The organism is Flavobacterium gelidicaeli, assembly GCF_013294005.1.
Taxonomy (GTDB): domain Bacteria; phylum Bacteroidota; class Bacteroidia; order Flavobacteriales; family Flavobacteriaceae; genus Flavobacterium.
On record NZ_JABSNK010000004.1, the window covers coordinates 166,985 to 179,993 of the forward strand.

Consider the following 13,009-nt stretch of genomic DNA (forward strand, 5'->3'; position numbering starts at 1 on the left):
TTTAAAACCTTATTTGTTGCTTTTTTAAGCAGCATTGGTTTAAATTAAGGCTCTTTCTCAATATAAACTTCGCCACGATGTGGTTTTAAACTATCGCGTACTTGAATCATGTTTTCGTCAGTAACCACCATAAAAGCAACGGCGTGCATCTCTGAGCGAATTTCGAAACCAGTAATGTTTAAGGGTAGTTTTTCAATCACGATGTATTCTTTTAGATGGATTTCGTGGTGTTCAGCAGTTTTAGCCGCAGCGGGACCTTTAAAATCCCATAGTAATTTTATTTGTCTAGACATTGTATTGTTTTCAATAATTGTAGGTTTCAAAGTTACAAAGACTGAATTTAGAAATTAAAGTATTTTTCATTATTTCAAACGGTTTCTCTTTTGCGTAAGCAGAATTCACTTCAAAATGCTACTTTTGCAATCTGACATTGATTTTATTTGTTGGAATAAATATTATAGCTAAAAAAAATGCCTCAAGAACATCTATTACAAGTATCGCCAGAAATTGCTGCAAATGAATTGTTGCTTAAAGAATACTTAGGGAAACTATTAAAAGTAGGTCCTAAAGTAATTAAGCAAGTCACCATTTTAAAGCGTTCTATTGATGCGCGTCAAAAGGCAATTAAAATCAATTTAAAAGTTGCTGTTTACTTGCAAGGAGATGTCGTTCCTGAAACAAAATTTGAATTACCGGATTATCCTAATGTGACTCATGCGCAGGAGGTAATCGTTGTAGGCGCTGGTCCAGCAGGACTTTTTGCAGCTTTACAATTAATTGAGTTAGGCTTAAAGCCAATAGTTGTAGAACGTGGTAAAGATGTACGCGGACGCCGTCGTGATTTGAAAGCAATTAATGTGGATCATGTAGTTAATGAAAATTCAAATTACTGTTTTGGTGAAGGAGGAGCGGGAACTTATTCTGATGGAAAGCTGTACACGCGTTCTAAAAAGCGTGGTGACGTAACCCGAATTTTAGAATTATTAGTTGCTTATGGTGCCACTCCAGATATTTTAGTAGAAGCACACCCACATATAGGTACAAATAAATTGCCGCAAATTATTCAGGACATTCGTGAAAAAATAATTGAATGTGGAGGACAAGTTTTGTTTGAAACTCGAGTTACTGATATTTTAGTAAAACAAAATGAAGTGCAAGGAATTGTTACGCATAAAGGGGAGACTATTTTAGCGAATAAATTGATTCTTGCTACAGGACATTCGGCTCGAGATATTTATGAGTTATTAGATAAGAAAAAGATATTTATCGAGGCAAAACCTTTTGCACTTGGTGTACGAGCAGAACATCCACAATCTTTAATTGACAGTATTCAATACAGTTGTGATTACCGTGGTGAGTTGTTGCCACCGGCTCCTTATAGTATTGTTAAGCAAGTAGGAGGTAGAGGAATGTACTCTTTTTGTATGTGTCCTGGTGGTGTGATTGCTCCCTGTGCAACTAGTCCAGGCGAAGTAGTTACTAATGGTTGGTCTCCGTCTAAACGTGATCAAGCAACAGCAAATTCAGGAATTGTAATTGAATTGAAGTTAGAGGATTTTAAACCGTTTGCTAAGTTTGGTGCTTTGGCTGGAATGGAATTTCAAAAAAGTATCGAACAAAAAGCGTGGCATCTTGCAGATGAAAGCCAAAAAGTGCCTGCGCAAAAAATGATTGACTTTACACAAAGTAGACTATCATCAGAGATTCCGAAAACATCCTATGTTCCAGGAACTACTTCAGTAGAATTAGGGCAGGTTTTTCCAGGGTTTTTAACTCAAATCTTAAGAGAAGGATTTTCTGAATTCGGAAAATCAATGAAAGGGTATCTTACAAACGAAGCAGTTTTACATGCACCAGAATCTAGAACGTCATCACCCGTGCGCATTCCTAGAGATGGGATTACTTATGAACACCTCCAAATAAAAGGATTGTATCCTTGTGGTGAAGGTGCGGGTTATGCAGGTGGAATTATATCTGCAGCTATTGATGGTGAAAAATGTGCATTGATGATTGGCGAAAGCTTGCGTAAAAAATCCTCAAATCTATAACGGAAAGAGGGTTGTGTTAGACGGCATTTTGTTTTACGGGATCAAAATTATTTTACCAGTACTTTCTCTACTTTCTAAAAAATCGTGTGCTTTTTTACCTTTCGAAAGTTTAAAAATTGTAGGCTCAGGGATTGTTATTTCTCCAGAAATTATCCAGTCAAATAATTGATTTGCTCGTTTAAGACGTTCTTCTTTTGAAACTAGGTAATTCCATAAATCTCCACCCGTTAATGTTTTAGAGCTATCCATTAACATTCTTGGATTTATAAAATCAGGATCTCCACCAGCCATTCCAAAAAAGACAACTTGGCCGCGGTTTTTTGTTACTTCAAAACTATCGCTTAATGTATTACCTACGCTATCGTAAGTAACATCTACTCCGTTGGGGACGAAGTTTAAAACTTGATTTTTCCAATCATTAGAATATAAAAATACTTTATCAGCACCGTTTAACAGCGCTGCTTTTACTTTATCGTTTGATGAGGTAAGTCCAATAACAGTAGCTCCTAATAATTTACTTATTTTAGTTAAAAACTGTCCCACACCACCTGCTGCAGCATGAATAAGTATGGTGTCTCCTTGTTGTGTTTTGTGGCTGTCTGTGGCTAAATAATGTGCTGTTAATCCTTGTAATAATATGGTGGCTGCAGTTTCAAAACTGATGGCGTCAGGTAACGGAATCGCATTTTCAATGTTAACGGCAACGAGTTGTGCGTTAGCAAGTGGAACATCTGCGAAAGCGATTCGGTCACCCACATTAAAACTAGTATTATTGCTATTGATGACTACTCCAGCTCCTTCGTAACCTGCTATAAATGGCGGTGTACCTACTAAATGGTAATCACCTTTTCGTCTATAAACATCTGCAAAGTTCAATCCGATGGCTTTCATTTCAACTAAAACTTCATTTTCCTTTAAAATAGGATCTTTTATTTTGATGTATTGTAACACATCTGAAGTGCCAAATTCAGAAAAGGTAAGTGCTTTCATTTTTTGTGAAGGGTATTAATTTTTGGATGTAAAGTAAGGGAATAAAAATGTTAAGTGTTTGCTTGCTGTTGCCAATTTATTGTAAAAATAAAACTGGTTTTGCTATGGGTTTAAACGCATGTTTGTAAGGTGTTTTTTGAATCCAAATTTGGTATAAGCCTTAATTGCATTTTCATTGTCGCTATATACATCCAAGCGTATTTCGGTTGCGTCTTGGGAATTGCACCACTCTTTTAAAGCGGCAATTATTTTAGCATTCACACCTTGACCTCGGTATTCAGGAATGGTGTACATAAATCCTAAATGGCCATAGTTCTTATGTTTTAAATAGGGTTTTGCAACTTCTAATCGGGCGTATCCTGAAGCGATTATTTGGTTGTCAACTACTGCAACAATGATTTCAACATCAGTTGCAGGAATCATTTTTCGAATATCATAATAACTTATTTTCTCCTCTTTTAAAGTAGGATCAAAAGGTCTTTCGGCAGCAATAACTCCTTGCTCAAACGCTAGTAATGTGTTCAAGTCGGCTAGAATTGCTTTTCTTATTTTTATACTGTCCATACTAATTGTTAACCGTTAGCTTAAAAGGGAGTGGGTGATTGTAAAGAGCGTTGTTTTTTAATTAACAGAATTAATACGAATAAATTGTGTTTAACAATTCGAAACAGAACGTTAAAGCCTCCTTTTATTCTATATCTTTTTGTATTTTTGTTTGGCTAAAAATAATTATGACAGAAGAAAACGTAATACTAGTAAACGAAAAAGACGAGCAAATAGGGTTAATGCCTAAATTAGAAGCTCATGAAAAAGCAGTTTTGCACCGTGCATTTTCTGTTTTTATTTTAAATAGTAAAAATGAAATGATGTTGCAACAACGCGCGCATCACAAATACCATTCTCCATTATTGTGGACAAATACTTGTTGTAGTCATCAACGAGAAGGAGAAACCAATATAGCAGCTGGAACAAGAAGGTTGTACGAAGAAATGGGATTTAAAGCGGAACTTAAAGAGCTTTTTCATTTTATTTACAAAGCACCATTTGATAACGGGTTGACTGAGCATGAATTAGATCATGTAATGATAGGGTATTATAATGATAGTCCAGTAATTAATCCTGATGAGGTCGAAGCTTGGAAATGGATGAGTATTGAGGCAGTTCAAGAGGATATGCGCAACAATCCAGCACTTTATACGGTTTGGTTTAAAATTATATTTGATGAATTCTATCATTATTTAGAAGATCATAAGTTATAATCAGGTTATTGCTAGTTAATAAAGCGATATCTAAAAAGGATTTTGTAAAAGCAAAAATCTAAAATTTGAAAAGCTAATATTTATGAAAGTTACCATAAGCAGAAAAGCACATTTTAATGCTGCACATAGATTGTATCGTAAAGATTGGTCTGTAGAAAAAAATGATTCGGTGTTCGGGAAATGTAATAACCCTAATTTTCATGGTCATAATTATGATTTAACCGTTAGTGTTACTGGCTCTATAGATCCTGAGACTGGTTTTGTAATGGATGTTAAGTTCTTAGCTGCTATTATTAAGGAAGAAGTAGAAAACCAATTTGATCATAAAAATTTAAATCTTGATGTTCCTGAATTCAAAGATTTGAATCCTACCGCTGAAAATATTGTAGTAGTGATCTGGAATAAAATCAGAAAAAGAATAAAGGATGAGTTTGAATTGGAAGTTGTTCTTTATGAAACAGCACGCAATTTTGTAACTTATAAAGGAATATAATGGCATTAAAAGTAGGAGATAAGGTTCCGGTTTTTGAATCCAAAGATACTAAAGGAGCGCATTTTGATAGCCAAGAGATTATAGGTAAAAAACCTGCAGTTATTTATTTTTATCCAAAAGACAATACCTCTATATGTACGGCACAAGCTTGTAGTTTTAGAGATCAATACCAAGATTTTAAAGATTTGGGTGCTGAGGTAATTGGAGTTAGTAGTGATAGCGTAGCTTCTCATCAAGAATTTGCTAAAGAGCATGCGCTGCCTTTTATTCTTTTATCTGATGAGGATAAAAAAATCAAAACGCTTTTTGGTATTCCGCCAGCTTTATTTGGTTTATTGCCAGGAAGAGTGACTTATGTAGTTGATAAAAACGGAATTATAGTGCTGATTTTTAACAGTATGTTAGGAGGTAAGCATATCTCTGAAGCGTTAATAGCATTAAAAAAAATAGTATCTTAGTTTACGGAATAATAGCTAAAGCAGACTAAAAAATATAAACATGAATGATAAAATATATCCTTTGCAATTTGACCCTATTCTAAAAGAAAGAATCTGGGGAGGTGAGAAATTAAAAACAATGCTAGGGAAACCAATTATTTCTAGTATTACTGGGGAAAGTTGGGAGTTATCAACTGTTAAAGGAGATGTAAGTGTAGTTGCTAATGGCTCTTTGAAAGGGAAATCATTAATGGCTGTTATTGCTGAAATGCCTAAAGAAGTTTTAGGTACCGAAGTTCATGCCCGTTTTGGAGATCAATTTCCTTTATTATTTAAATATTTAGATGCTCGTCAAGACTTGTCTATACAGGTACATCCTAACGATGAATTAGCTAGAAAACGTCACAATTCTTTTGGAAAAACAGAAATGTGGTATGTAATGCAAGCAGATCCAGATGCTAAAATAATTGTAGGTTTTAAAGATGATTCAAATCCTGCGGAGTATTTGAGCCATTTAAAAGATAAAAGCTTATTGTCTATTTTAGATGCTATAACAGTAAGTGAAGGAGATGTGTTTTTTCTTGAAACAGGTACGGTTCACGCTATAGGTGCTGGTTTGTTAATTGCAGAGATTCAGCAAACATCTGACATTACCTACCGTATTTATGATTTTGACCGTGTAGATGCTCAGGGAAACACTAGAGAATTGCATGTTGACTTAGCTCTAGAAGCAATAAATTATAATAAAGTAGATACTAGAAAAGAATATTTAGAAGAAGAGAATCAGGCGAACCCTATTGTTAACTGCCCTTATTTCACGACTAATTTTATTCCTTTATCAAAAGAAACAACGATTACTAAAACAGGAAATAGTTTTACTGTATATATGTGTGTTAGTGGTGAATTTGAGTTAGAGTATGCTATGACTATCTATAAGTATAAAAAAGGAGATACTGTATTAATACCTGCTGCAATGGACTATTATGTGTTAAGCGGAAAAGCTTCTATTTTAGAAATTTACATTTCATAGCTAGTAATAGAAAGATTATGTGTACTTTTGCAGACGCAAATTAAAATTAAAAAAAATGGCAAACGTTAAGAATTTAAAAAAAGACATCAACTACGTATTAGGAGATATTATTGAAGCAGTTTACTTGTTCGAAATTTCTACAACTGGGAAACCAACAACAGAAACTAACGATTTAATTGACGAAGCTATCGCTGCTTTTGATGTTTTGATCGCAAAAGTGAATGCTAAAAAAGTTGAAGACAAAAAAGCACACTTCAAACAAATCAATGTTGAATTGGAACAAACTGCTAATCAATTGATTGCTAAGATCAACGAATTGTAGTCAAAAAAAACGATAAAAAATAGCAGATTTATTTTGGAAAACACGAATTCATCTGTATATTTGCACCCGTAATGAGACGCCAGCGTAGCTCAGTTGGCTAGAGCAGCTGATTTGTAATCAGCAGGTCGTGGGTTCGAGTCCCTCCGCCGGCTCATTGTAAAACCATCTAATTTATTAGATGGTTTTTTTTGCCTTAAAGCTAAATATCTTATAAATAAGTAGTTAAAAAATAAATGAATTTTATTGTAAATATTGTTTGCATAATCAAAATTCATCTGTATATTTGCACTCGAAATGAGACGCCAGCGTAGCTCAGTTGGCTAGAGCAGCTGATTTGTAATCAGCAGGTCGTGGGTTCGAGTCCCTCCGCCGGCTCATCGTAAAACCATCTAACTTTTGTTAGGTGGTTTTTTTTTGTGGGTATACCAAAAAAAACGTCTCGTATTATTTACGAGACGTTTTTACGTTTTAACAAGAAACAAAAAGTTGTACTTATTGTTTTTTTAATCCATTAACATACTCTGTTAGCTTTTTTCCATAAAGTGATTTGGCTACTTTTGGGGTCATTGATTTTTGAATAGTATCTAGGTATTTAATATTGATATCATAAATTTCAGATAACGCAATATAAGGGGCTATTTCTTGGTCTTTATTGTTGATGGCAAAGTTAGTTGCAAACAAGTATTTTCTTTTGATATTAGAGTCTTGTTTCGCGCCTAAACTATCAATGGCTTTAAGATTCTTGTATTTTATTGCTTTAAATTTTTTAGCAATCAAATCTAGTTTTTCCTCATTAAATCGGTTATTGATTTTTTTGTATTCCTCAAGTAATTCTTGATTTTTAGAACCTGTTATTTTCGCGTCAGATAAATACGCATCTAGGTTCGTGTCAATAGTCATTTTTCCTGGTTCTGCAAAGAAGGCGATGTTGTTGTCTAATGAATTAGTAACCCCTCTATCAAGAAAAAGGTACAATACCTCTGGTGACTTTAAATCAATATCGCTTTCAAAAGTTGATTTACCATCAATGTTTATGGTGTCTATAGCAACTAGGGTTGTGTCAACCACTCTCTGGATGTATAAAGTACCTTTTTTAAGACCTTTAATATTTCCTGTAATGTGTAGGTCTGCTTTTGATTCGGTTTTATTACATGATGCTAATAGCACAAGAGAAGCGAATACAAGTATTGATTTTTTCATTAGTTATAATTTTGCTGCAAAATAAAGAAAATAGTTGGAAAGATGGTACGTCGTCTTGATGTAATTTTTCAAAAAAAAATGGCAATCAGTTATGATTGCCATTTTTTTAAATTGTAGTTGCATTAATTTTTTAACCAAGCATTTTTAAGTTCGCTTTTACTTGGATCAGTAACGGTTAGCGTTTCTTTATCTTCGTAAGGGAATTTTACTTTTCCGGTTAGTGTTTGATTTTTGTCTCCACGTTTTATTTTCACAGTGATTGCATCGTCTTCTTTCCATTTTTGGCTGTCACCAATCATGTCATAAATATTTTCTAAAGAATATGGTTTGTCATTAATGGCAACAATAATATCACCTCCTTTTAAATCTAAAGCAGTAAAAAATGGATTCAATTCAATTTCAGGAAGTACCATAATTTCTTTGGTCTCAGGATTAACAGTGATGTAAGGGGTTTGCCCTTTTAAGAAAACGTTTCCAGCTACTTTTTCTGATGATTGCTTAACGCCTACTTTAGATAAAAATTCTCCGTAAGGTATTGGTGTTGTTCCAGCTAAATATTTATTTAAAAATTCACCCACTTCAGGATAAGTTAAGCTTGTAATTTTGGCAAAAAGATCTTCGTCGTTAAATGGTTTAGAAACACCGTATTCCGTAGATAGTTTATGCATTAAATCAAGAATTCCTCTTTCTCCATTGCTTTTTTCTCTAATAATTAGATCAATACACATGCCTATTAAAGAACCTTTTTGGTACACATTAATATATTGTGCTTTGTAAGGCTCTACTAAGACATTTTTACTCATGGTTGTAAATGACATCGTATCATTCATTGCATTTGCATGTGCAATTTGGTCAGATAGACGACCGTAAAAATCCTCTTCACTAATTAAACCTTGGTTGATTTGAAATAAATTAGCAAAGTATTCAGTTACCCCTTCGTACATCCATAAATGTTCAGACATTTTTGGGTTGTTATAATCAAAATATTGAATTTCTTTTGAATGAATAGTTAATGGCGTCACGATATGGAAAAATTCATGTGATACCACATCCATCATTGATTTTACTAATTCCTCTTTAGGCATTATTTCTGGTAAAACAACTGTAGTTGCCGTTGGGTGCTCTAATGCTCCAAAACCTTTTGCATCCGTATCCGTCATTGTAGATAAATACAATAAAACACTGTATTTTTTAGTAGCGTTTATTTTTCCTAAAAAATGTTTTTGCGCCGTCATCATAGTTTTCATCTCAGGCGTGATGCTTTCTGCAGTAACCTTTCCTGTTGGGGAGTATACCGCAATATTTATTTCCATTCCGTCTACGGTAAATGATGTGTGATCAGGTTTAGAGTACATAATAGGATTTTCTACTAATTCAGCATAACGCCCCGTGGTAAACACGTCCAAAGTTGTGCTGTCATCAGTGTCAGTCATTGAAGTCGCTCCCCACATATCGGCTGGATGCGAAACAGTAACTTGGTAAGGAATGGTCATGAAGTTTGTAAAATAACCTACAAAACAATGGGTGTTTAATAGGATATTTTTTCCAGCATCAATATTAGAACCAGCAGGAGAGAAAATATCATCTTGTCCAAACTGCGTTCCTTTTTCAGTATCAAATGTATCGTTTACTAAATACGTTATTTTGCTTAAAGTTGTAGCTTTTGAGATAGACCAAGAGTTGTCATCCAGTTTTTTTACGTCAAGAAGGTTTCCTTTTTGATCATAAGCTTTTAAATCGTCAATGTACCTACCGTAGTTGTCTTCAGAGTAAGTACCTGGAACCGTTTTTGGGATGTGATACGTTATTTCGTTTGTTAAAATAGTAGGTGCGTTTACGGTCACCATTACTTTGTCATCTTTGATATCAGTCAAGTTTATGGCTACTTGAACCTCTTTTTTTGCCGTAACTTGAGTAGTTGAGCTTGTTGTATTACAACCCCAAAGTACCATTGAAGCAGTTAGTACTAAAAATATTCTTTTCATTTGTTGTAGTTTTCAGTATTAGACTCAAAAACAACTATAGTGTTACAGATTTATTAGCTTAATTTATTCAAAAAAAAAGACACTCGGTAAAGAGTGTCTTTCTATTAATTTGATTAATCAAATTTATTTTTTATATAATATTTTCCGTCTAAATCTTCATCAAATTCATCTATTTTTAGTGGTTTTGGCTTTGGCTTATTCGCTGTAGCTTTCTTTTTCCACATCTCAAATTTTTCAGCAGGAAGCTTTTTCTTCATTATTTCCAGAACTTCTTTCTCGGCTAGACCAAATTCTTTTTTAATAATTTCAAAAGGATTTTTTTCTTCTAAAGCCAATGTAACAAGTTTTTCTGTTTGATCCCAGTTCAGTTCTTTGCGGTTACTCTTTTTCATCACGTGAAAATTAATTCAAATAGGTTTTAATGATTAATATAATTGATTCTAAATTAGATACCAATATTAATAAAAATAATAATTACTTCGCATGAAAAAAGTATTTTTTTTTAAAGTATCTAATTATTTTTTAAATAGCCTTGTTTTTTTGAAGAATAACAATTGTTTTTTGCGATTAATTGTTTCTTCTAATGGCTATTTTAAGAGGTGAAATCCTCTTCTATTTATAGTGTAAAAAACACTTGTGACAACTAGTGAAACAAGTGCTTTAGTGTTTTTTATTAAGTATATAAGTAAGCCCAGTAAATTAGTACTAGTTGTAAAGGCATGCGAAGCAATAATATCCATGTAGGTAATCCCATACGTGCTTTTGGATTTTGATACATATAAATATGTGTAGGAAAAACAGCAATTAATAAAGCAATAATTCCCCAAGCGGCATAATTTGACAAGACAGGAATTAGTAATGCGATTCCCAAAATGATTTCGGCAATTCCGCTTATTACATTTAGTAATTTAGGATTACCGAAATAATCAGGTATTATCTTTTGGTACATTCTAGGGTTTCTAAAATGATTTATTCCAGCTAATGTGTAAATAAAAGCCATCAAATATAAAAGCCAAGGAAAAGTCATATTGTTCTGTATTTAATAAGAAGACCTAAAGTACTCTTTTTTCGCATCAACTAAGATTACAATATTTGTTTACGTTTAAAATTAACATTCATAATTACTATGGCAATGATGATTAATGCAATACCCATCCACTGTGTTGCAATAACTTCTTCGCCTAATAACACAAAAGCCATCATAACTGAAATAGGTAATTCTAGTGCAGAGACAATACTACCTAAGCCAATTCCCGTCAAAGGAAATCCTGCAGTCATCAACAAAGGTGGGATGATCGTTCCAAACAAAGCCATTATAATTCCCCATTTGTAAAAAATATCATAATTAAAGGGTGTAGTTTGTGTCGCAATTGAAAAACCAAAAACGATTACCGCTCCACCTAATAACATGTATAGACTACGTTGTGCCGAAGAAATTTCTGTGGCTACACGATTTGCCGTAAACATGGTTGTTGTAAATGATGCTGCTGCAAACATTCCCCACATAAGTCCGTGCCAGTCTAATTGAACTTCGTTTTTCAAAAGATTTGTAGCAAGTACAGTACCAATCAAAACAATGAATACTGAAATCACTTTTTGCTTAGAAGGTAGTTTTTTCTCTAATATCATTTCGAGAATAACTCCCATCCAAACGGTTTGCATCAATAAAACGATTCCTATTGATACAGGAATGTAACGCACAGCTAAATAATAGAAAACACTAGTCATCCCTAATGAAGTTCCGGCTAACATTAACTGGAAAATATTACGCGAACTCGCCTTTTTTACTGTATTCTTATTTTTACTTTTTTGAAATAAATTAATCAAAAGAATCCCTATGATTCCTAAGATAAACTGAGATGAGGTAACCTCTGCAGTGGTATATGGATTTCCGGTGATTCCTATATCACCATAAGCAAGCTTCACAAAAGTGGCTAGCATACCATAACTTGTAGCGCCTAGACCCACTAGAAAAACTCCCTTTAAAACTGTATTATTCGACATTGTTATTTTTTTAGAGGGGCAAAGATACACTTTCATCTCTAAGCTTACTTTAACAGTGGGATTATTTTTAAAATAAGTCGGTTACTAGTGGGGTTTTAATCCCAATTTTTGTTGGATCAAAATTGAGTTTGTCCTTTAAAAGAGTTGCATACACACTTCTAAAATCGACTTGATGCTTTAAATCACCTTGTTGTAAATCAGATAAATTAGGGTTATTCCCAATAACATTCCCTTTATTGCTTCCGCCAATAATAAACATAGGGGCCGCTGTTCCATGGTCTGTTCCATTCCCGTTGTCGTGGACTCTTCTGCCAAATTCTGAAAAAACCACGATGGTCACATTTTGAAGTAGCTTAGCATTTTTCATATCGCTATAAAAGCTAAATAGTGCATCATTTAACTCAGTGAGTTTGTTTTTATGAAGCGTTAATTGATTGTCATGCGTGTCAAAGCCATTTAAGGAAGTATAATATACTTTCGAATTCAAGTTTCCTTTTATTAATCGGCCTATCCAAGCAAGGTTTTTTCCTAATCCAGATTTGGGATATGCATTTTCTGGGCTTGCTTGCGCCAAAGCTTTCTGGATTTGCTCCGATCCTTCTACAGCAGAATTGGCTATTTTTCGAACAAAATCTAGTTCGGAATTATCTGATAGTTGGTTGTTCTCTTCCTTACCATTTTTTATTTTGAATTTCTCAGGATCTTTAATCGTAATCGCATTAGGGACTTCTCCTTTTAACGATAGGTTGTCAATGTTGTCAATATTAATTCCTGCAGTAGGGGTGTGAGTGGCGCATTGCAAATCTAAATAACGTCCTAGCCAACCTTCATTTATATATTGATCAGCGTTAGATGCGGTTTGCCAAATTTCCTGACTTCTAAAATGCGAACGATTGGGCTCGGGATAGCCCACGTTTTGAATCACTGATAAATCACCATTTTGTTGCATTTGCGCAAAGCCTTTTAGTGAAGGATGAAAAGCCATTTCCTTATTTCCAGCAATCACTTCGTCTTTAGAAAGCGCAATTTTAGGACGCATTTCATAATACAAAGGATCCAAGTAGGGTATGAAAGTATTTAGACCGTCATTACCACCGTTTAATTGAATAAAAACGACACATTGCTCGCCTATAATTAGGTTTTGCTGCTTACTAAAAGAGAATAAAAAATCGGGTAATAGCAGCGATCCACCTGTAAAAGTACCTGTTAAGGATAAAAAATTTCTTCTGTTCATAATATAT

The 13,009-nt window shown here is 33.9% G+C and carries 15 protein-coding genes and 2 tRNA genes; 8 read left to right on the top strand and 9 right to left on the bottom strand.

Annotated features, from left to right (window positions below; translation table 11 throughout):
• Positions 1-44 precede the first annotated feature (44 nt).
• A complete protein-coding gene (locus HNP99_RS07465; RefSeq protein ID WP_173852753.1) occupies positions 45-293 on the bottom strand; it encodes a hypothetical protein in 249 nt (82 codons plus the stop codon).
• Positions 294-470: 177 nt separating this feature from the next.
• Between HNP99_RS07465 and HNP99_RS07470 the strand changes: the two genes are divergently transcribed.
• The gene (locus HNP99_RS07470; RefSeq protein ID WP_173852754.1) at positions 471-2,048 is read left to right on the top strand and encodes an NAD(P)/FAD-dependent oxidoreductase; all 1,578 of its coding nucleotides are present in this window, start codon (positions 471-473) and stop codon (positions 2,046-2,048) included.
• Positions 2,049-2,081: 33 nt separating this feature from the next.
• On the opposite strand, the gene HNP99_RS07475 is transcribed toward HNP99_RS07470, so the two are convergent.
• Together HNP99_RS07475 and HNP99_RS07480 are read right to left on the bottom strand one after the other, a co-directional pair.
• Positions 2,082-3,038: a quinone oxidoreductase family protein gene (locus HNP99_RS07475; RefSeq protein ID WP_173852755.1), complete on the bottom strand. Its 957-nt coding sequence runs from the start codon at positions 3,036-3,038 to the stop codon at positions 2,082-2,084.
• A gap of 102 nt (positions 3,039-3,140) precedes the next feature.
• Positions 3,141-3,602, bottom strand: a complete 462-nt coding sequence (locus tag HNP99_RS07480) for a GNAT family N-acetyltransferase (RefSeq protein WP_173852756.1) — start codon at positions 3,600-3,602, stop codon at positions 3,141-3,143.
• 167 nt (positions 3,603-3,769) lie between these two features.
• On the opposite strand from HNP99_RS07480, the gene idi reads away from it, so the two are divergent.
• From idi to HNP99_RS07515, 7 genes are all read left to right on the top strand, one after another.
• Positions 3,770-4,297, top strand: coding sequence for an isopentenyl-diphosphate Delta-isomerase (gene idi, locus HNP99_RS07485; protein WP_173852757.1), 528 nt, complete (start codon positions 3,770-3,772; stop codon positions 4,295-4,297).
• Positions 4,298-4,379: 82 nt separating this feature from the next.
• Positions 4,380-4,790: a 6-pyruvoyl trahydropterin synthase family protein gene (locus HNP99_RS07490; protein WP_173852758.1), complete on the top strand. Its 411-nt coding sequence runs from the start codon at positions 4,380-4,382 to the stop codon at positions 4,788-4,790.
• A complete protein-coding gene (locus HNP99_RS07495) occupies positions 4,790-5,248 on the top strand; it encodes a peroxiredoxin (protein WP_173852759.1) in 459 nt (152 codons plus the stop codon). Before HNP99_RS07490 ends, HNP99_RS07495 begins: the two co-directional genes overlap by 1 nt.
• Positions 5,249-5,288: 40 nt before the next feature.
• Positions 5,289-6,257, top strand: a complete 969-nt coding sequence (locus tag HNP99_RS07500) for a type I phosphomannose isomerase catalytic subunit (protein ID WP_173852760.1) — start codon at positions 5,289-5,291, stop codon at positions 6,255-6,257.
• Between the two features lie 55 nt (positions 6,258-6,312).
• Positions 6,313-6,579 (top strand): hypothetical protein, encoded by a 267-nt coding sequence (locus HNP99_RS07505; RefSeq protein ID WP_173852761.1) that lies wholly within the window; start codon positions 6,313-6,315, stop codon positions 6,577-6,579.
• A 78-nt stretch (positions 6,580-6,657) separates the two neighbouring features.
• Positions 6,658-6,731: transfer RNA gene (locus tag HNP99_RS07510), tRNA-Thr, on the top strand.
• Positions 6,732-6,880: 149 nt separating this feature from the next.
• Positions 6,881-6,954 (top strand) — tRNA-Thr (locus tag HNP99_RS07515).
• Between the two features lie 117 nt (positions 6,955-7,071).
• On the opposite strand, the gene HNP99_RS07520 is transcribed toward HNP99_RS07515, so the two are convergent.
• The 6 genes from HNP99_RS07520 to HNP99_RS07545 all read right to left on the bottom strand — a co-directional run bounded on the left by HNP99_RS07520 (position 7,072) and on the right by HNP99_RS07545 (position 13,002).
• Entirely contained in the window at positions 7,072-7,779 is a 708-nt protein-coding gene (locus tag HNP99_RS07520) for a DUF4369 domain-containing protein (RefSeq protein WP_173852762.1), read from the bottom strand.
• A gap of 122 nt (positions 7,780-7,901) precedes the next feature.
• On the bottom strand, positions 7,902-9,764 hold the full coding sequence (locus HNP99_RS07525) for a M61 family metallopeptidase (protein WP_173852763.1): 1,863 nt from the start codon (positions 9,762-9,764) through the stop codon (positions 7,902-7,904).
• A gap of 113 nt (positions 9,765-9,877) precedes the next feature.
• Positions 9,878-10,156, bottom strand: a complete 279-nt coding sequence (locus HNP99_RS07530) for a DUF2805 domain-containing protein (protein ID WP_173852764.1) — start codon at positions 10,154-10,156, stop codon at positions 9,878-9,880.
• Between the two features lie 281 nt (positions 10,157-10,437).
• Positions 10,438-10,791 (bottom strand): DoxX family protein, encoded by a 354-nt coding sequence (locus HNP99_RS07535; protein ID WP_173852765.1) that lies wholly within the window; start codon positions 10,789-10,791, stop codon positions 10,438-10,440.
• A gap of 56 nt (positions 10,792-10,847) precedes the next feature.
• On the bottom strand, positions 10,848-11,768 hold the full coding sequence (locus HNP99_RS07540; RefSeq protein WP_173852766.1) for an EamA family transporter: 921 nt from the start codon (positions 11,766-11,768) through the stop codon (positions 10,848-10,850).
• A gap of 67 nt (positions 11,769-11,835) precedes the next feature.
• Entirely contained in the window at positions 11,836-13,002 is a 1,167-nt protein-coding gene (locus tag HNP99_RS07545) for a DUF1501 domain-containing protein (protein ID WP_173852767.1), read from the bottom strand.
• Positions 13,003-13,009 lie beyond the last annotated feature (7 nt).